The sequence below is a fragment of the Streptococcus cristatus ATCC 51100 genome, assembly GCF_000222765.1.
GTDB classification, from domain to species: Bacteria; Bacillota; Bacilli; order Lactobacillales; family Streptococcaceae; genus Streptococcus; species Streptococcus cristatus.
This window is the reverse complement of record NZ_AFUE01000006.1, coordinates 142640-161908: the sequence shown is the minus strand read 5'-3', so window position 1 is coordinate 161908 and position 19269 is coordinate 142640. Positions and strand designations below refer to the sequence as shown.

18 protein-coding genes and 1 other annotated feature are annotated in these 19269 nt (G+C 37.9%); of the genes, 14 read left to right on the top strand and 4 right to left on the bottom strand.

Annotated features, from left to right (window positions below; translation table 11 throughout):
* The first annotated feature begins 123 nt into the window (after nt 1–123).
* From HMPREF9960_RS04260 to rplL, 3 genes are all read left to right on the top strand, one after another.
* Nucleotides 124–465 (top strand): hypothetical protein, encoded by a 342-nt coding sequence (locus HMPREF9960_RS04260; protein WP_005589765.1) that lies wholly within the window; start codon nt 124–126, stop codon nt 463–465.
* Nucleotides 466–523: 58 nt separating this feature from the next.
* Nucleotides 524–658: a sequence feature (ribosomal protein L10 leader region), on the top strand.
* 37 nt (nt 659–695) lie between these two features.
* Nucleotides 696–1196, top strand: coding sequence for a 50S ribosomal protein L10 (gene rplJ / locus HMPREF9960_RS04255; RefSeq protein WP_001287273.1), 501 nt, complete (start codon nt 696–698; stop codon nt 1194–1196).
* A gap of 73 nt (nt 1197–1269) precedes the next feature.
* Nucleotides 1270–1638, top strand: a complete 369-nt coding sequence (rplL, locus tag HMPREF9960_RS04250; RefSeq protein ID WP_005589769.1) for a 50S ribosomal protein L7/L12 — start codon at nt 1270–1272, stop codon at nt 1636–1638.
* Between the two features lie 220 nt (nt 1639–1858).
* On the opposite strand, the gene HMPREF9960_RS04245 is transcribed toward rplL, so the two are convergent.
* Nucleotides 1859–2068 carry a helix-turn-helix domain-containing protein gene (locus HMPREF9960_RS04245; protein ID WP_005589770.1) on the bottom strand — a complete coding sequence of 70 codons (210 nt, stop codon included), beginning with the start codon at nt 2066–2068 and terminating at the stop codon, nt 1859–1861.
* A gap of 114 nt (nt 2069–2182) precedes the next feature.
* On the opposite strand from HMPREF9960_RS04245, the gene HMPREF9960_RS04240 reads away from it, so the two are divergent.
* Together HMPREF9960_RS04240 and HMPREF9960_RS04235 are read left to right on the top strand one after the other, a co-directional pair.
* Complete coding sequence (locus HMPREF9960_RS04240; RefSeq protein ID WP_005589771.1) at nt 2183–3217, top strand: hypothetical protein; 1035 nt, start codon at nt 2183–2185, stop codon at nt 3215–3217.
* A 20-nt stretch (nt 3218–3237) separates the two neighbouring features.
* Nucleotides 3238–3588, top strand: a complete 351-nt coding sequence (locus HMPREF9960_RS04235) for a hypothetical protein (RefSeq protein WP_005589772.1) — start codon at nt 3238–3240, stop codon at nt 3586–3588.
* 90 nt (nt 3589–3678) lie between these two features.
* Here HMPREF9960_RS04235 and HMPREF9960_RS04230 read toward each other — a convergent pair whose 3' ends face one another.
* Nucleotides 3679–5217: a helix-turn-helix domain-containing protein gene (locus HMPREF9960_RS04230; protein WP_005589773.1), complete on the bottom strand. Its 1539-nt coding sequence runs from the start codon at nt 5215–5217 to the stop codon at nt 3679–3681.
* Between the two features lie 189 nt (nt 5218–5406).
* Here HMPREF9960_RS04230 and HMPREF9960_RS04225 point away from each other — a divergent pair, with 189 nt between their 5' ends.
* The 7 genes from HMPREF9960_RS04225 (at nt 5407) to HMPREF9960_RS04195 (ending at nt 13351) form a co-directional block, all read left to right on the top strand.
* Complete coding sequence (locus HMPREF9960_RS04225) at nt 5407–5754, top strand: hypothetical protein (protein ID WP_005589775.1); 348 nt, start codon at nt 5407–5409, stop codon at nt 5752–5754.
* A 236-nt stretch (nt 5755–5990) separates the two neighbouring features.
* Nucleotides 5991–7040, top strand: coding sequence for an FtsK/SpoIIIE domain-containing protein (locus HMPREF9960_RS04220; protein ID WP_231913443.1), 1050 nt, complete (start codon nt 5991–5993; stop codon nt 7038–7040).
* Between the two features lie 136 nt (nt 7041–7176).
* Nucleotides 7177–8028, top strand: a complete 852-nt coding sequence (locus tag HMPREF9960_RS04215) for a rolling circle replication-associated protein (RefSeq protein WP_005589778.1) — start codon at nt 7177–7179, stop codon at nt 8026–8028.
* 53 nt (nt 8029–8081) lie between these two features.
* Nucleotides 8082–8318, top strand: coding sequence for a DUF3173 family protein (locus HMPREF9960_RS04210; RefSeq protein ID WP_080553380.1), 237 nt, complete (start codon nt 8082–8084; stop codon nt 8316–8318).
* Nucleotides 8319–8331: 13 nt separating this feature from the next.
* The gene (locus tag HMPREF9960_RS04205; protein ID WP_005592196.1) at nt 8332–9513 is read left to right on the top strand and encodes a tyrosine-type recombinase/integrase; all 1182 of its coding nucleotides are present in this window, start codon (nt 8332–8334) and stop codon (nt 9511–9513) included.
* Nucleotides 9514–9832: 319 nt separating this feature from the next.
* Nucleotides 9833–11569, top strand: a complete 1737-nt coding sequence (locus HMPREF9960_RS04200) for an ABC transporter ATP-binding protein (protein WP_005589781.1) — start codon at nt 9833–9835, stop codon at nt 11567–11569.
* A 9-nt stretch (nt 11570–11578) separates the two neighbouring features.
* Nucleotides 11579–13351: an ABC transporter ATP-binding protein gene (locus HMPREF9960_RS04195; protein ID WP_005589783.1), complete on the top strand. Its 1773-nt coding sequence runs from the start codon at nt 11579–11581 to the stop codon at nt 13349–13351.
* Nucleotides 13352–13441: 90 nt separating this feature from the next.
* On the opposite strand, the gene HMPREF9960_RS04190 is transcribed toward HMPREF9960_RS04195, so the two are convergent.
* Nucleotides 13442–14125 (bottom strand): B3/B4 domain-containing protein, encoded by a 684-nt coding sequence (locus HMPREF9960_RS04190; RefSeq protein WP_005589784.1) that lies wholly within the window; start codon nt 14123–14125, stop codon nt 13442–13444.
* A gap of 55 nt (nt 14126–14180) precedes the next feature.
* The gene (locus HMPREF9960_RS04185; RefSeq protein WP_005589786.1) at nt 14181–15194 is read right to left on the bottom strand and encodes a YdcF family protein; all 1014 of its coding nucleotides are present in this window, start codon (nt 15192–15194) and stop codon (nt 14181–14183) included.
* Nucleotides 15195–15423: 229 nt separating this feature from the next.
* On the opposite strand from HMPREF9960_RS04185, the gene brnQ reads away from it, so the two are divergent.
* Both brnQ and HMPREF9960_RS04175 read left to right on the top strand, forming a co-directional pair.
* Nucleotides 15424–16755, top strand: coding sequence for a branched-chain amino acid transport system II carrier protein (gene brnQ, locus HMPREF9960_RS04180; RefSeq protein ID WP_005592192.1), 1332 nt, complete (start codon nt 15424–15426; stop codon nt 16753–16755).
* A gap of 238 nt (nt 16756–16993) precedes the next feature.
* The gene (locus HMPREF9960_RS04175) at nt 16994–19195 is read left to right on the top strand and encodes an SSURE domain-containing protein (protein WP_005592244.1); all 2202 of its coding nucleotides are present in this window, start codon (nt 16994–16996) and stop codon (nt 19193–19195) included.
* Nucleotides 19196–19269 lie beyond the last annotated feature (74 nt).

The following is a 19269-nucleotide window of genomic DNA, read 5'->3' as shown; positions in this document are numbered from 1 at the left end:
AGCCTTGGGGCTACATTTTTTTGAAGAGGTGACGCTCTGATTTCCGTCTAGATCTGCCTAAATTGACAAACATATAAAATTTTGTTAAACTTTATTAATATTTTTATATTTAAGGAGATCTTGATGAATAAACTTACTATTCAAGCACCAGATGGTAGCAATGTTAAAACTTTGTCACCTATGTACTCTATTACAACCTTGCTATTTAACTTTTTCGTTCCTCTTTTTCGTAAAGACTGGAAATACTTTGGGATCATGCTTGGATCACTGTTTGTATTTGCTGTGATTGCAACACTTCTTATCCCAGATGATTTCTTGAGACCTGTAGGAACTGCCTACAACTTGTTTTGGGCCTTTTTCTATAATCGTCTTTGGATAAAAGACCGAGTTTTCACTGATGGTTGGGTGCCTACTGACGATGCTAGTAAAGCCTTGCTTGACAAGACTTTTCCTAAAAATGCATAAAAAAAGTAAAAGATTGCACAAAAAGCTTGCAATCTTTTTTTCTTTTGCTATAATTATCAATGGTTTGAAAAAACTGCCTAAGACAGTAGGGGAGCTCGACTCATAAAAATCCTACCGAGGACAAAACGTATCATATAAAAGAAGCGTATTGTACTTTCGTGTCTAGGTTTGGGCGCGTTTTTCTTTTAGAAAATTCCCCAAGCAAAATAATTACGGAGGTGAAACACTAAATGAGTGAAGCAATTATTGCTAAAAAAGCAGAATTAGTTGACGTAGTAGCTGAGAAAATGAAAGCTGCTGCATCAATCGTTGTTGTGGACGCTCGTGGTTTGACAGTTGAGCAAGATACTGTTCTTCGTCGTGAGCTTCGTGGAAGCGAAGTTGAGTACAAAGTAATTAAAAACTCAATCTTACGTCGTGCAGCTGAAAAAGCTGGTCTTGAAGATCTTGCATCAGTATTTGTTGGACCATCTGCAGTAGCATTTTCTAACGAAGATGTTATCGCACCAGCGAAAATCTTGAACGATTTTGCTAAGAATGCAGAAGCACTTGAAATCAAAGGTGGTGCTATTGAAGGCGCTGTCGCATCAAAAGAAGAGATTCTTGCACTTGCAACTCTTCCAAACCGCGAAGGACTTCTTTCTATGCTCCTTTCTGTACTTCAAGCGCCAGTTCGCAACGTTGCACTTGCTGTCAAAGCAGTTGCAGACAACAAAGAAGACGCAGCTTAATCTTAAGCTACGCAGCGTAGCCTAGCTACAAAACATTATTATAAAAATAAAAACTTATTTGGAGGAAATAACAATGGCATTGAACATTGAAAACATTATTGCTGAAATTAAAGAAGCTTCAATCCTTGAATTGAACGACCTTGTAAAAGCTATCGAAGAAGAATTTGGTGTAACTGCAGCTGCTCCTGTAGCTGTTGCTGCAGCTGGTACTGCTGACGCTGGTGCTGCTAAAGATTCATTTGACGTTGAATTGACAGCTGCTGGTGACAAAAAAGTTGGCGTTATCAAAGTTGTACGTGAAATCACTGGTCTTGGCCTTAAAGAAGCTAAAGAACTTGTTGATGGTGCACCAGGTGTCATCAAAGAAGGCGTTCCAACTGCAGAAGCTGAAGAAATCAAAGCTAAATTGGAAGAAGCTGGAGCTTCAGTTACTCTTAAATAATAAGGGTACGCAATTTGATTGCGAAAGCCTAGTAAATCAAGGTTTTCAAGTCGCTTAGGGCGATTAAAATAGTGGGGAAATAGTTTCATTCCCCACCAAAACCCCACTAAGATTTATTCTTGGTGGGGTTTATTTATAACCATCAAAGGTTAGATTGCGGAGTAAACCAATTTGCAACAATGAAAAGAGGAAATCAGTGTTTTGTTGACTTCCTCTTTTTTTATTCCTCAGTATTAATGTATTCAATTATATCTTCAACATCGCACTCCAATATTTCACATAATCTATCAATGGTTTTTGTCGTAATAGATTCTCCATGCTTCATTCTATAAAGTGTGTTAGCAGATATTTTTTCTATTTTAATGAGATAATACTCACTCACATCTTTTCGTAGTAATGTTTGATAAAAAGGTTTGTAAGAAATTGCCATAGTTACTCTCGCATATAATAATTTTATTATATAAAGACAATATCACAACCAATCTATTGACTATACTCAATTTATTGAGTATAATTATGAAAAAGATTTTAAAAAGGAGTTTTTATGAAAAACAAAATAGTAACCGCAAGTCTAGCCCTACTCTCGGTTTCTCTGCTGTTGGGAGCATGTTCAAATAGTAAAGAAAAATCAGAAAGTAAAACTACTGAAAACACTGAAAAGAAGGTTGTAGAAAAGAAAGAAGTAGGTCTGGGTGAATATCTGAACCAAAGTGATAAAGAAGCACAAATCTGGTATGCAGTAGATAGTGTTTCTCAAGACGGGAAAGTGAAGGAATTGTTTTTAGTACAAGATAGAAAGACAACTTATTACAATACGTCTACAGAGACTAGTCTCTCATCAATATCTGCGAAGGACTATGAAAAAGATTATCTAGGAAGGAATCTTTATTCTTCAGGAAATATCGCGCAAGGTTTATTAGATGATTTCAATGAGACTGATACCATCACTAAAATTACGATGGATAATTTAATAGATGTTATAAAGAAATACGATACAGAAGATGGAAATCAAGATGGTGTTATTCAAGTGCCATCAATAAATGCTTTGACACTTGCTGAAGTCGCAAAATCCTCAGATTCAGAGATTATTAATCTAGCGAAAAAAATAGAGAGTGCAAAGATACATTATACAATTTTAAGAGCTAAAATTAATTTAGAGATGCAGACTTTAACAGATGGTTCTGATAAAACTCATGCGTTAAAAAAATTAAGTCAGTTAGAGGAGAGACTTGTCAATAAAAAAGGTGACGAATATTTGTTAGAATCTTACACTGATGAAGATTTTGAGAAGACAGAGTATGAAGTTTTACAGTTTAAAACTTATAATCTAATTTATGAAAATAAAGTTTATGATGACTTTATGATAAAAGAAGACAGATTTAACTTAACTACAAATCAAATACCGCTTGCTACAAAAAAGGTAGGTAATACTAATTTCATGGGATTTGTAGGTACTGCTTCTCTATCTTTTGTGACTAAGCAACCAGAAAATAATATGGAATTAACGGTAGATACGTATGTTAAAAAACCAAAAAATGTTAGCTTTTATCAAGTAGGACATTCAGATAATAAAGAATAAAATAAAGGTGGCTGTAGAGAATGAATAATTTCAAGAAAATAGTAGTATTTGTGGTAACAATGCTGATGGCGATTTTTTTAGTTGCCTGCTCATCTAAAAGCGATTTAGATGGGACTTATACCTACAAAGAAGACGGAGCAAGTATGATGATTACAATTAACGGGAACAAGGGGCGTGTGAAAATTCAGGCTGGCGATGATAACGCTGCACTAAATCTTGCTTTAAATAATATAGAATTTACTATTGATAGGGAAAGTAAGACATTTAATTTTGCAGGTAGAGAAGATTCACAATTATACTACTCTGTTTCGGGAAATTCGTTAACAGTTCGGGGTGGTGGATTTGGTTCAGTGACCTTACAGAAAAAATAACTATCTATACTAATTAAAGACTTACTAAAACAGCTCTATAAATTTATAGAGCTGTTTTTGTGATATTTTCATTCATACATTTATTGTTCGTTACAATTCAAGTATTTCAGCATACAGTTTCTGATACTCATCTAATAATGAAAAATCTAGTTTGGTTTTTAGCATAATATTCCAATTTTGAATATTATCTATATTTAGTAGTTTTTTAAATAAAGGGGTTGCTAAATTTAGATAGCTTAATTCGACTTCATTACCAATGATGTAATTTTCAATAAAATCTGACAATAGTTGAAAATTGGCTTGTAATTGTTGAGATATAACGTCTGTTTCCAGGGATAGGGATGTGGGAATTAAATTTTCAAGATATTTAGGAGAATAATCCCTATATAACAATAAGTCCCTGAATTCTTTAAAGAATTGTTCAAAAGCATAATAATCATTTTCAAAATGTAACTCAATGAATAAATTGTTTAGATTATCATGCTCTATATTTAGATGGTCATTTACATATTTTTTAATTTCTTCTTTTTCTTCTTCTTCACTGCATAATTCTTCTTGTTTTAAGTACTTAACAACTAATTTTAGGAAAGAAGAGAATTCTAACCATTTTTCTAACTCTGATGTTCTATTATTATCTAGTATTTTAAAAGCATACTCAATTTTATCTGCAATGTCCTTTAAATCCTTAACATCTTCAAATTCTTCATTTAAAAGTGAATCAAATTTTCTATATTTAGCAATTTTTTGGAATAACCATTCTATAAAAGAAATAGAATTATTTGTTAAACATTTATTAAAAGCCTTGTTTAGAAAAATTATATTTTTAGCAAAAATTTCATCTCGAATATTATCCAGAGCTTTATATTTATTAGTTAGTAAACAGTGATTTTGTTCAATGGCAGAGCTGAAATCACCAATATGCTGCGATTTTATAATAAGTTCTTTTATAAACTTTAAATAATTCTGTTTAAATTCTGTTAAGTGTCTTTCGTATTCTAGACTTTTTAAAAATAGAGGGCGAAAGTCTTTTTTGGGAATATCAACTAAAATAAAGGTAGTATCACTTTGAAGGTTGCAGAAATTATGAATTTTTTGTAGATTCTTTAAAGTCGGAAAGGTCTTTCCATTTTTCCAATTAGAAATTTGAGATTCACTAACTTTCAATTCAGATGCTAACCATTTTTGGATAGAGTCTATTTCATATTTATTTGGTAAATTTGATTCTAATTCTTGCTTTTGTAAATCAGTTATATTATAGATAGATGAGTGAAAATTTAGACCACTATTAAGAAAGTCTATTAAGTTATTAAAGTTTGATTTAAAAGTTTCCTTATTTTTTTGTATATTCGTTTTATTATATTTCTTCTGTTGTTCTATCTCATCATCTGGTGTAAATAAAATCAAAAAATCCTCTAATTCCTCATTATCTCCTATTCTATCTTGTAAACTTTCAACATATGAAAGAAATTTAATCAGTTTAGATTTTTTAGGTATTGTCCCATTTTTCCAATTTGTTAGGGTGTTTTTAGAAAATCCTAGTTCAGTTGTAATCTGTTTTGCAGTTATACCCACCTCACATTTAATTATCTTTAGTAGTGAGCTTAATTTTTCTTCAAAAATATTTTTCATATATTAATTATATCAAAAAATCCCAAAATCTTTAAGAATATAGAATTGATGAATTTTTTCTTTGATAAACTATTTATGAATTGAAGTTCAGCAAAATTTCAATGGTTGTCAGAATGAGTTGCAAATCATTCTAAATCTATAAAGTAAGAAATTGCTGTTTCTTACTTCGATTTTGAAAGGTAAAATAATATGCTAAAAAATTTACGTAGTTTTCTAGTTTTTAAACATCAAGATTTTTTTGAAAAGAAGAAATTATTCTTCTTAAATGCAAAAGAAATTGAAGGTGGAGCTGTAAAAGTAACACTGTTAATTTTAGAAGATAAAACAGATTATAAAAATTCTAATAATAATCTAGGAGAGCAAATTGTTATAACTGTAGCAAACAAATCTCTAGCTGATTTTGAAAAATTTGAATCGTTGCGTACTGAGTGTAAGATAGTAAATGTTGTCAAAGCGACGATTTTTGGAGAGTATCAAAATCAACTATCAATTCACGCTGATGTAATAGCTGCAAATGCTGAGGGAGATAAGAAATGAGAAGAGTAAGCGCAAATTGGAGCTACCCGTTTTGGGCAAGCTTCTCATTCATGATTTGTTCATCTATCATATTATTTCTAATTTATAAGTATTTTAACCCTATTTTTATTAATTTTTTCGGAAATACTTATAATCTCTTTTTCTACAGTATCGTAGCAATCTTAACCTTACTTCACATTTTCGGTTTATATAGACATAAAGTCTATATAAACCGAAAAAAGTTAAAGGAATTCATTTTGAAAAATCATTTATATGAAACAGAAAAAACATTCAATGGTAAAGAAGTGATAACAGATTCTCTAGAACTAGATTGGATAGATAAAAAAGACTGCATAGTAATAAGAGCTTATAAAAATGGTGATTCAATAGACAGTTTAGTCACTGAAATCGGCGAGGGTCTTCAAGCATTTTTTAAATTGAAACTAATTAGAACAAAGGACGAAGCTTTTCAGACTGATTATGTCTTTGAACTTAGCTCTGATAACCGTCTAATTTTTTCAAACTCACAGAGACAGAAATACATTAATAATACGGTAGTCCAATTGACAGAAAAAATCAGGTATGATATTTCAAAAGTAAGTCATGGATTGACTGTTGGTTCAACTGGTTCTGGTAAGACTATGTTTATTAATTCAAAAATCTTAGCTTATGCTAAGATGAAAGCTGACATATTTATTTGTGACCCTAAAAATGCTGATTTAAGTTTGATTCAATATGTTGAAGGGTTTCCCAATTCTCATATTGGTATATCACATGCTCAAATTTGTAAAATATTGCGATTAGTGAATGAACAAATGGAGCAGAGATATGAACAATATTTTTCAGATAAAACTGCCTTTGGAAAAAAATTTGTTGATTTTGATTTACCCCCAATTGTCATATTTTTTGATGAAGTAACAGCATTTATGAAAACCGCTGATAAAAAGGTACTTACAGAAGCTAAGGAATATCTATACGCTCTCATTATGAAAGGACGTCAAGCAGGTTGTTTTATTGAGTTAAGTATGCAAAGGGCAGATGCTGAAATTTTAGATGGGGCAATCCGAGACCAATTAGGGTGCCGTGTAGCGCTTGGGAAGATGTCAAAAGATGGCTATAGAATGATTTTTGATACTGCTGATTTTAATTACTATGATTCAGTCAGTGTTGGTAGTGGCTACATTTCAATTACAGGTCAAACAACTGAGCCTATCTATTTTGAAACACCTTTTTTTGATGATGATTTTGATTTTATAGCCGAGCTAGAAGACTATTATACGGGTAACATCTTTGAAAGCGAAGAATAGAGATGCTTGGCTCGGAGAGCTAAAGCAAATGGAGTGTTCGTCTTTCTTCGCTTGATAAGATGTGCGCAAGCAGAAGCTTGCTTCTGCTTGCTATTAACTTGATAAGCGTCAAACATTAGAGAAGGATAAGGATTGTATGACTGAAATAAGCAATGCAAAAATTGTAAAATCTTATATCTATGGAGATACAGTTGAAATTACTACCGCAAATGGTCAACAAAAACAAAAAATTAAAGTTATCAGTGGCCGGCGCTATGTAAATCTTGAAACTGGAGAGATTCATGACATGCAGACTTCAAATAGTACACGGTCTGATAATTTGAAATCTGTTCAACAAACGATGAAGAAATTAAGAAGACTGGTGGCTCATAATTTTAAAGGAGGTATGAACCAACTTTGGGTGACACTGACTTATGGAAAGCATGTTACTGAAGCAGAAAAGGTTTATAAAGACTTTAAAGCTTTCATTAGGCGAGTTCGTAAAAAGTATGGTCGCATTGATTATATTGCAGTAATTGAACCACAAGCAAGTGGGCGATGGCATTTACATGTATTGATGAAGAATGATTCAATTTTGATGATTCCGAATGCTATTCTTGCAGACTTGTGGGGAAGAGGTTTTACTAAGACGAAGAGATTGAAAAGTGCGGATAAGATTGGAAATTATCTAATATCATACTTATCAAATCTTCAACTGGGAAATGATGATTCAAATAGCAAGGCAATTGTTAAAGGTGCAAGATTATACATGTATCCTAAAGGGATTAGAATCTATCGAACTAGTAGAGGAATAGAGAAACCCTTAGAAATAACAGCAACCAAAGGAGAATTGCTGAAAGCTTTTAAAATTTATAGGCCACCCAATTTTTCTAAGACAACAACACATGAAACACCCTATGGAATAAAAGAATATACTACAGAGTTTTACGACAAAGTAAAAAGCTTGTCAGATACTTTTAGCGGAGCAACCGACAAGCCAAATGAATAACAAAAGATATGGAATACCTTTTGGTAATTCCATTATATCATAGAAAGGTTAAGATTATGAAGACAGTTAATCATAAGGATATTATGGAACTTGGTTTTCCAAAACACACAGCAAGGGATATTATAAGAAAGGCTAAGGCGATAGCAGTAGCAAAATTTGAAAATGCTAGAAATTCTTCAGATAATTTGGTAGAATTAAGAAAATCGCCCTTTGATAATTCAAGACTTGACCTTGCTCCGACTTATATCGTAGAAGATTTGCTAGGTTTTCAGTTACCTTTTGATGAATAGAAAGGAACTGAAAATGGTAGGTAAAAAATATCGTGGTGTATCTCGTGATAAACAAGGAAGAATTTACTATCAAACAGAGTTTAAGGCTAACGACTTAACTGGCAAGCGACAACGCAAGAAAAGCTATAAAGACCAGTTTGGAAATCCGTTTAAGAGTGAAAAGCAAGCTTATGATGAATTGTGTCGAGTAAGAGCAGAATTTCAAATGTCTCAAAATAGGAACGGAGATTATATGACCTTTGCTGATTATATGGAAGAAATTTATCTTCCTTATTACAGGCAAACAGTCCAATCGGTGACTTACAAAACGGCTCTAACTCATCATAAAATGTTTATTGAAGTTTTCGGACAAAAGAGGTTATCAGCTATAACCGTTAGGGATTGTGAGCAATTCAGAGTACATTTGATTGATACATACTCCCCCAATTATGCTAAAGGTGTGTGGATTCGCTTTAAGCAATGTTTGGGTTATGCTGAACGTCTGCAAATCATTGAAGAATTTCCGTGTAAGATGTTAGATAATCCTAAAGGTTCAAGACCAGATACAAAATTTTGGACATTGGACGATTTTAGAAAAGTTATTGCAACCTTTGACTTAACAGATTACGAAGAACTGCATAGATTTACAGCGATTTGGCTTTATTTCTTCACGGGTCTTCGAGTATCTGAGGGGCTAAGTTTGATATGGTCTGATATTGATTTTGATAGAAAATTGCTCCATGTTCAGAGTACACTAGAGTATGAAGGTAAAGGTGTTTATACTCGTAAAAATCAAACGAAGACAGAAGCGGGTTTTAGGTGGATTGAGCTTGATGATGAAACAGTTGAAGTGTTACAACGGTGGAGAAAGGTGCAAGTAGAAAATGGCGATAACACTTATATTCTTGCACGATTTGGCAAACCGTTAAGCAAATGCACACTAAGTCGTATTCTAAAAAGACAAGCGAAAAAGGCAGGAGTTGAAGTAATTACTGGAAAAGGATTACGACACTCCCACGATAGTTTTTTGATAAATGTATTAGGGAAAGATGTTCTTTATGTGTCGCAACGCTCTGGAAGAGTTGATAAGGCAACAACGCTTAACACCTATTCCCATTTGTATGATAGTCAAAAAGCGACTGGTGGAAGAGAGATAACTCAAGCCCTTTATAAATTTGGGGTATCGTCAAACCCCACCAAGACCCCACTAAACTAACTAAGGATAAGAAAAAACTGATTATATCAGCGTTTATAGGCATTGTGTAACTGTTACTCTTAAGTAATATAGTATCCAATTTTAAAAAAACCGAGTCTTTCGACTTGGTTTTTTTGTAATTATTCAAGTTGTAACAATTTGTATTAAATAATGTATTCTTAAAATATAATACAAAATCGAAGAAAAGATATCCTGACAAGTCTTTACGCTCTTTCATATTTCTGCTATAATATTTTTAATAAGGCGTGCATTTGCGCGCTCTTTTCTGTCTAAAAGTACTCTTCAGTGCTTTTTTATTGTTATAGAAAATGGAGGGATTATGCTTTACATTTGGTCTTATTTGAAACGCTACCCCAAGTGGTTGGTGCTAGATTTTGTGTCGGCCATCTTTTTTGTAGTGGTCAATCTAGGGCTGCCAACGGTTTTGGCGCGCATGATTGACGAAGGAATTAACCAGGGCGATCAGGAACGCCTGTATTTCTGGGGCTTTATCATGCTGCTGGTTATTATCCTTGGGATTTTGGGGCGGATCGTCCTTTCCTATGCCGCTGGGAAACTAACGACCAGCACGGTGCGGGATATGCGGAATGATCTCTATGACAAGCTGCAGGAGTATTCCCATCATGAGTACGAGCAGATTGGCGTTTCTTCGCTAGTGACGCGGATTACCAGTGATGCCTTTGTCCTTATGCAGTTTGCTGAGCAAACGCTCAAGATGGGAGCTATCACGCCTATCATGATGCTGTCGTCCATCCTTATGATTTTCCTGACCAGTCCGTCCATGGCTTGGATTGTGGCGATTTCAGTGCCTTTTTTGGCAATCGTAGTCTGGTATGTGGCAGTCAAGACGCGACCCCTGTCTGAAAAGCAGCAGAAGACGCTGGACAAGATCAACCAGTATGCTCGGGAAAATCTGACCGGTCTGCGGGTCATTCGAGCCTTTGCCCGTGAGGAATTTCAGGAAGAGCGCTTTGCTAATGAGAATGAAATCTATGCGGAGAATTCCAACCGTCTATTTAAGCTGACGGGTTTGACGGAGCCTCTCTTTGTGCAGATTATCATTGCTATGATTGTGGCCATTGTCTGGTTTGCTCTTAAGCCATTGGGCAGCGGCGAGCTGAAAATCGGGGATTTGGTTGCCTTTATCGAGTACAGTTTTCATGCCCTTCTGTCCTTCCTGCTCCTGTCCAGTCTCTTTACTATGTATCCACGGACGGCGGTTTCTAGCGAGCGGCTGAAGGAAGTCATGGATATGCCGATTTCCATCGATCCAAATGAGAATGGGATCACGGAAACTGCGACTCGTGGCTATCTGGAATTTGACAATGTAACCTTTGCCTATCCAGGTGAGACGGAAAATCCTGTCCTACATAATATTTCCTTCAAGGCCAAGCCGGGGGAAACGATCGCCTTTATCGGCTCAACAGGCTCTGGGAAGTCTTCCTTGGTTCAGTTGATTCCGCGTTTCTATGATGTGACCTTGGGCAAGATTTTGGTGGATGGTGTGGATGTCCGAGCCTATAATCTAAAGGCCCTCCGTCAGAAGATTGGCTTTATTCCGCAGAAAGCTCTGCTATTTACCGGGACGATCGCTGAAAATATCCGCTATGGTAAGGAAGATGCTAGCTCTGAGGAGCTCAATCAAGCAGCAGATGTGGCTCAAGCTCGGGATTTTATCGAGAGCAGAGAAGAGCGCTTCGAGACGCATTTGGCTGAAGGTGGCAGCAATCTTTCTGGTGGTCAAAAGCAACGTCTGTCTATTGCGCGTGCGGTTGTTAAGGAGCCAGATATTTATATCTTTGATGATTCCTTCTCGGCCCTGGACTACAAGACAGATGCGACTTTGCGCCGCCGACTCAAGGAAGTGACGCAGAATGCAACGGTTCTTATCGTGGCTCAGCGGGTCGGAACTATTATGGATGCGGATCAAATCATTGTCTTAGACAAGGGTGAGATCGTGGGTCGAGGCCGGCACGAGGAGCTGATGGAAAATAATGCCATCTATCGTGAAATTGCCAATTCCCAGCTCAACAGCCAATCATTAACAGAAGAATAGGAGGAAGAGATGAAAGAAAATAGTTTTGTCCGTTTATGGGGCTATCTAAAAGTCTATAAAGCTGCCGTGCTTCTTGCAGTCTTCCTCAAGATTGTCAGTGTGGTCATGAGTGTCCTAGAGCCTTTTGTCCTAGGGCTTGCTATCACAGAGCTGACACAAAATCTGCTGGATATGGCCAAGGGAGTACCCGGTGCAGCCATCAATAGCAGCTATGTGGCTTGGATTATGCTGCTTTACTTTATTCGTGCCCTCATCTATGAGATTAGTGCTTATTTCTCTAACTATTTTATGACCAATGCTGTGCAGAGCACCGTTCGCGATATGCGCAATGAGCTCAGTCATAAAATCAATCGAATTCCTGTTTCCTACTTTGACAAGCACCAGTTCGGTGATCTGATTGGGCGCTTCACCAGCGATGTGGAGACTGTTTCAAATGCTCTCCAACAAAGCTTTTTGCAGGTGGTCAATGCCGTTATGACCCTGATTTTGGTCATCGGAATGGTTCTTTATCTGAATATCCAGCTGGCCTTGATCGTTATCGTCAGCATTCCTCTGACTTATTTGGGAGCTAGATTTATTCTTAAAAAATCTCAGCCCTATTTTAAGCAACAGGCAGATGTTTTGGGTGCTATGAATGGCTTTGTTCAAGAAAATCTGTCAGGCTTCAATGTGCTCAAACTTTACGGTCGGGAAGAGACCTCGGCTGAGGATTTTCGAGCCATTACTCAAAATCTACAGGAAGTCGGCTTTAAAGCTAGCTTTATCTCGGGGCTCATGATGCCCGTCCTCAATGGGATTTCAGATTTGACTTATCTCATTGTGGCTCTGGTTGGTGGTTTACAGGTTATTGCTGGTCAGCTGACCATCGGGAATATGCAGGCCTTTGTCCAGTACGTCTGGCAGGTCAATCAGCCTATTCAAAACCTCACCCAGCTGGCAGGACAGCTCCAGAGTGCCAAGTCTTCGCTGGATCGGATTTTCCAAATTTTGGATGAGCCAGATGAAGTCATGGATAATACCGTCCAGCTAGACAAGGACTTGACTGGTCAAGTCAGCTTCAAAGATGTGGATTTCCAATATGTGGCAGACAAGCCGCTGATTCGCAACTTTAATCTGGAAGTCCAGCCAGGTGAAATGGTGGCTATTGTTGGGCCGACTGGAGCTGGTAAGACGACCTTGATCAATCTTCTCATGCGTTTCTACGATGTGACCAAGGGCTCTATCAGCGTGGACGGCCACGATATTCGTCAGCTGTCCCGTCAAGACTACCGCAAGCAATTTGGTATGGTTCTGCAGGACGCTTGGCTTTATGAAGGGACTATCAAGGAAAATCTCCGCTTTGGTAACCTTGATGCTACCGATGAGGAGATTGTGGAAGCAGCCAAATCAGCCAATGTGGATCACTTTATTCGTACCTTGCCGGGTGGCTACAATATGGAAATGAATCAGGAGTCTAGCAATATTTCGCTGGGTCAAAAACAACTTCTGACGATCGCACGGGCTCTCTTGGCCGATCCTAAGATTCTGATTTTGGATGAGGCGACATCCTCAGTGGATACTCGTTTGGAACTGTTGATTCAGAAGGCCATGAAAACTCTGATGCAGGGGCGGACGAGCTTTGTTATTGCTCACCGCTTGTCCACTATCCAAGAAGCGGACAAGATTTTGGTGCTCAAGGATGGACAAATCATCGAGCAGGGCAATCATGAATCACTGCTGGCTGACAAGGGCTTCTATCATGACTTGTATATGAGCCAATTTTCGGATAAGAAAGAAGCCTAGACATACAAAAAGAGGAAACTCAGCTGAGTTTCCTTTTTGATTTATAATTGATGGAATTTTACTTCAAAAACTTGTCGAGTGAAAAGTTGCTTAAAGATCTTCTACTTGAATGACATGGGTTTCAAATTCGAGATTTGGCATGGCTGCTGTTAAATCCTGGTGGATGCGTTCAAGCGCTTCTAGACGCATTTGAATAGATGTATGGGCATTTCCTTGGATAATGAAAATGGCATTTTTGGTGCTATCATCAAATTTATAAAGGTCACTGTCACGAACATCAAGCCAAGCAAGGATGCCTTTTCCATCTCGATAGACATAGTCGGTCGGAGCCACGTGCTTTTCCTTGGATAAGATAGGGAGGAAAATATCATCCTTCTGACTGACAGTAAATTCAATCTCATCACTGATTTTATCGAGGTCATGCCCACCGATAGCTAGAAGAGAATGCAAGGATTCTACATTATAGATATCAATGATGCTGTTGATCCTTGGAATGGAGCCGCGGTGTTGGATATTGCAGATCAGAGCTGGCACTGTTGGCGGGTTCTTTTTAACACTGCGCCCTACTTTTTTCAGCAAATCACAGTAGCCTTGGATAGTCGGATGGTCAGTGATTTCTGCTAGATTGCAGTTCAAGGCCCAGTTTTCTGCTTCCTTCTGTTTTTGGAGAAAGGCTTCTGATAAAGGTGCTTGGGGATCGACGTTTCTAGCAATGCCAAGGACGACGCTTGTGATGCCAAGTTCTGCTAAACTTTTATCAATGGTAAATTTCATCTTTGACGGACCTCCATTTTTTTCTTACCATCATTATACCTTTTTCAAGGGCTTTTCACAATGAAAAATATGCGTGGAATAAGGAGAAAAGGAAGGGAAGCAGTAGAATTCCGATGATAAACGCATGCCATTTCCAGTAGATACGGATTAAGCCAGCGGTTTCTCGGATCCATGCAGAAGGAAGAAAATAGAAGGCCGTGCGAGAACCGATACTGCGGCCTTTGAGACCTACTTGTCTCATATAGATCCCCGCACGTAGCGCGTGGAAAGAATTTGTGACTAGGAGAACTCGATCTTGCTCCAGTCCTTGTGATAGCATAAGCTCTTTACTGAATATGAGATTTTCAAGCGTAGTGCGAGATTTATTTTCGAGGAAAATACTGTCAGCTGGGACTCCTTTTTCCATCAAATAACCTGCCATAGCCTCTGCTTCGGAAATCCACTCGTCGTCTCCCTGACCGCCAGAGACAATGATGACTGGCTTCCGATTAAATTTCTCATAGATGGCTATCCCTTTATCCAAGCGCTGAGCCAGCAGGGGAGGCACCTTGTCTCCAAACAATCCTGCACCGAGGATAATAATAGTCTGAGGCTCTTTCTTAACTGGAAAAATATTTAAAAAGAATGCGTAGATGATATAGGAAAGATAGAGAAAGGTTCCGTAAAATAGTAGTAAATCAGCGAAGGAAATCAAAATTGCAAGAAATGACCGAGGGGCAAGAAAATGCAGTAAAGCAAGTCCCACGATTGCTAGGCCGTAGAGAAGCGATAGTAGATTGGCTAATCTGAGCCCCTCTAGCTGTAGCATTTGGCGACCATTAAAAATCAAATAGGCAGTAGAAGCGAAAATACTAATAGGAATTGCTAAAAGCAGGATATAAAAGCTAATCATAGCTGGTGTATAACCAATAAATCGCTCAAGACTAACAATCGTAAGCCCAGCTAAAACAATGCCCATCATTATAAGAGTGAAGGTCAGGAGATAAGCATTGAATAAACTTCTAGGTTCCCGATAGACTAAAAAAGTAAAGATAGCAGCAGGAATGAGCCAGATTAGATGAAGTAACATATTAAAACCTCGCAAATGAACTTATAACTAGTATAGCATAAGTCCATCTAATAAAAAAGGAATTATGCATATGATATAAATCGAAAACAAATAAGAGTAATTTGTAATAAATCGAATTAAATTTCGTGATTTTATTGGGTTAAGAAAAGGCAATTTTTATTTCAAAATCCTTGCAATGAGTGGTGTTTATCGGTATAATGGAAAAATCTTAAAAAGACTGGAGATGACGATGATTAAAAAAGGATCCTTGACCGGTTTGCTTTTATTTGGAATGTTTTTCGGAGCCGGTAACCTGATTTTTCCACCTCAATTGGGTTTGGAATCTGGTCAAAATTTCTGGCCAGCTATTGGAGGTTTTGTCCTATCGGGTGTTGGTATTGCTATTCTAACCTTGATTATAGGTACTTTAAATCCCAAGGGCTATATTGATGAAATTTCGAAAAAGATTGCCCCTTGGTTTGCGGTAGTTTACTTGGTAGCCCTTTATCTTGCAATTGGTCCCTTTTTTGCCATTCCTCGGACGGCGACCACTGCATTTTCTGTCGGGATTGAGCCCATGTTGCCTGCAGGTTCTCATGCCATTTGGCTTTTTGGGTTTACGCTGGTTTATTTTGCCTTTGCCTATCTGATTGCACTTAATCCATCGAAAATCCTTGATAGTATTGGTCGTTATTTAACGCCAATCTTTGCCTTATTGATTGTAGTTTTAGTTGTATTAGGAGCTGCCAAATATGGTTCCACTGCTCCTCAAGGAGCAACAGCGGAATATGCTGCTTCAGCTTTCGGAGCAGGATTTCTTCAAGGTTACAATACTCTGGATGCCTTAGCTTCAGTTGCCTTTAGTGTGGTTGCCGTGACGACACTCAACCAGCTCGGTTTCAAGAATAAAAAAGAATACATTTCTACCATTTGGATCGTGGGTATCCTTGTGGCGCTAGGCTTTAGCGTTCTTTATATTGGTCTTGCCTTTCTTGGAAATCACTTCCCACTTAATCTAGCGAATTTGCCGAAAGGAGCAAATGTAGGGGCTTCTGTTTTGTCTTCTGCAACTCAGGCTATCTTTGGGCCGATGGCTCAAATTTTCCTAGCGATTATGGTAACGGTGACCTGTTTTACAACAACAGCTGGACTTATCGTCTCAACTGGCGAATTTTTCCATAATACTTTCCCGAAAGTATCTTATAAGGTGTATGCGACCATTTTTACGCTAGTTGGTTTTGCTATTGCAAATCTTGGTTTGAATGCTATTATTCAGTATTCAGTTCCAGCTCTGGAAATTCTTTATCCTATTACCATTACGATTGTGATGATTGTCATGGTTAATCGCTTTTTGCCACTTTCTAAACCAGGTATGCAGTTGACCATCGCAGTAGTGACGCTGATTGCTTTTGCTAGCATTTTGGGACGACAATTCAAGCTAACTGCCATTCTCAATCTGGTTAATGCTCTGCCATTTGCTCAAGCTTCTCTGCCTTGGTTGCTGCCGGCGCTGGTTGGAATCTTGCTCTCACTCCTTTTGCCAAACAAGCAAAAAAGTGAAGCATTTGAATTTGAAGCATAAGAAGAAAATTCACCACAGTGTGGTGGATTTTTTTGACTCATTGTCAATTGTAGTAGGTGATTTAAGTTTAAGACTGGGAATGTTTGGTGAAGAAACTCAAGTTGTTTCTTATGAAGAATAAGACAATATAAGGATTTTATAAGATAGATTTAAGAAAAATTTTAATTCTTTCTTATCCCCATTTAATCTTAGGAGATTATACTAAAGTTATCAAAAAACAAACCTAAAGGAGAATCTTATGAAATTCAATCCAAATCAAAAGTATACTCGCTGGTCAATCCGCCGTTTAAGCGTAGGTGTGGCTTCCGTTGTAGTTGCCAGTGGTTTCTTTTTGCTAGTTGGTCAACCAAATACCGTACATGCGGATGTTCTCACTACGACTCCGACTGAAGTTCTTCAAACAGATTCATCATCACTAGAAAAGAATGAGTTGCCAGAGACAGTTTTAAAAGAAGGAGTGGATTCAACTCTTCCTGAAAATCAGTCAGCTCCAAAGGAAGTGGTCGATGAGACTAATTCTACAGACAAGTCTAGCCTAGCTCCTAAGGAAGAAGTTGCAAAACCAAAAGAAGAAGAGGCTATGTCGGAAGTTAACGAACCAAAAGAAGAAAAGGTTATGTCGGAAGTTAACAAACCAAAAGAAGAAGAAGCTAAGCCAGTGGCAACTCCTGATGCAGTTTCAAAACAAGACCGTGAAGCGACTACTCCTCAATCAGTAACAACTCCAGACGAAGTTAAAAAAGGTGTTGCTGAGAATACTAAAGATACAGTAGATGTCCCAGCTAGTTACCTAGAAAAAGCGAATGTTCCCGGTCCATTCTTGGCGGGTGTTAACCAAGTCATCCCGTATGAAGCTTTCGGTGGCGACGGCATGTTGACGCGCCTCTTGCTCAAATCTTCTGACAAGGCACCTTGGTCAGACAATGGAACAGCTAACAATCCAGCCCTCTTGCCACTTGAAGGCTTGGCGAAAGGTCAATACTTCTACGAAGTGGATTTGAACGGCAATACTACAGGTAAAGACGGACAAGCTCTTCTCGACCAACTTCGTGCTAACGGAACTCACAGTTATCAAGCTACTGTCAAAGTCTATGGTGCTAAAGATGGAAAAGCAGATTTAACCAATCTCGTAGCTACAAAAAATGTGACGGTTGACATGAATGGTCTTATTTCAAAAGAAGCAGTCAAAGATTCAGTCACTAAAAATATCAAAGACCATATCGACGTTCCAGCCAGCTACCTAGAAAAAGCAAATGTTCCTGGTCCATTCTTGGCTGGTGTTAACCAAGTCATCCCGTATGAAGCTTTCGGTGGAGATGGTATGTTGACGCGTCTCTTGCTCAAATCTTCTGACAAGGCACCTTGGTCAGACAATGGAACAGCTAACAATCCAGCTCTCTTGCCACTTGAAGGCTTGGCCAAAGGTCAATACTTCTACGAAGTGGATTTGAACGGCAATACTACAGGTAAAGACGGGCAAGCCCTTCTTGACCAACTTCGTGCTAATGGAACTCACAGTTACCAAGCGACTGTCAAGGTCTATGGTGCCAAAGATGGAAAAGCAGATTTAAGCAATCTTGTTGCGACAAAAAATGTGACGGTTGACATGAATGGCCTTATTTCAAAAGAAGCAGTCAAAGATTCAGTCACTAAAAATATTAAAGACCATATCGACGTTCCGGCCAGCTATTTAGAAAAAGCGAACGTTCCCGGTCCATTCTTGGCAGGTGTTAATCAAGTCATTCCGTATGAAGCTTTCGGTGGAGATGGTATGTTGACTCGCCTCTTGTTAAAAGCCTCAGACAAAGCCCCATGGTCAGACAATGGAACAGCTAAAAATCCAGCTCTCTTGCCACTTGAAGGCTTGGCGAAAGGTCAATACTTCTACGAAGTGGATTTGAACGGCAATACTACAGGTAAAGACGGGCAAGCCCTTCTCGACCAACTTCGCGCTAATGGCACATATGCTTACCAAGCGACTGTTAAAGTCTATGGTGCTAAAGATGGAAAACCAGATTTGACAAATCTTATCGCGACTCGTCAAGTAACGATTCAGCTTCGTGGAAAAGAAATGGCTACAATACCATCTCAAGAAGGTCAAATGAATATGAAACCTTCTACAACACCATCTCAAGAAGGTCAAATGAATATAAAACCTTCTACAACACCATCTCAAGAAGACCAGATGAATAAGAAGCCTTCTGCAACAGATTCTATGAGTACAGCTGAGGGTACGAAGGAAGTAGATCATCGCATGACTGATGTGAAGGGGGAACACCCAACTTCTAAGCCGATGGCAGATACGATGAAAAAAAATGATAAGCCTACGTTACCCACAACTGGTGAAGCTCAAACAGCTACAGCTACCATTGGTTTCTTAGGACTAGCTTTGGCAGGAATTCTTAGCCTTCTAGGTTTGAAAGAAAAACAAAAAGATTAAGGTTCAAATCATTTAAAAATTACTAAAAATAGTGTTATACTAAAGCCAGTATAACACTGTTTTTATCAGGAGAT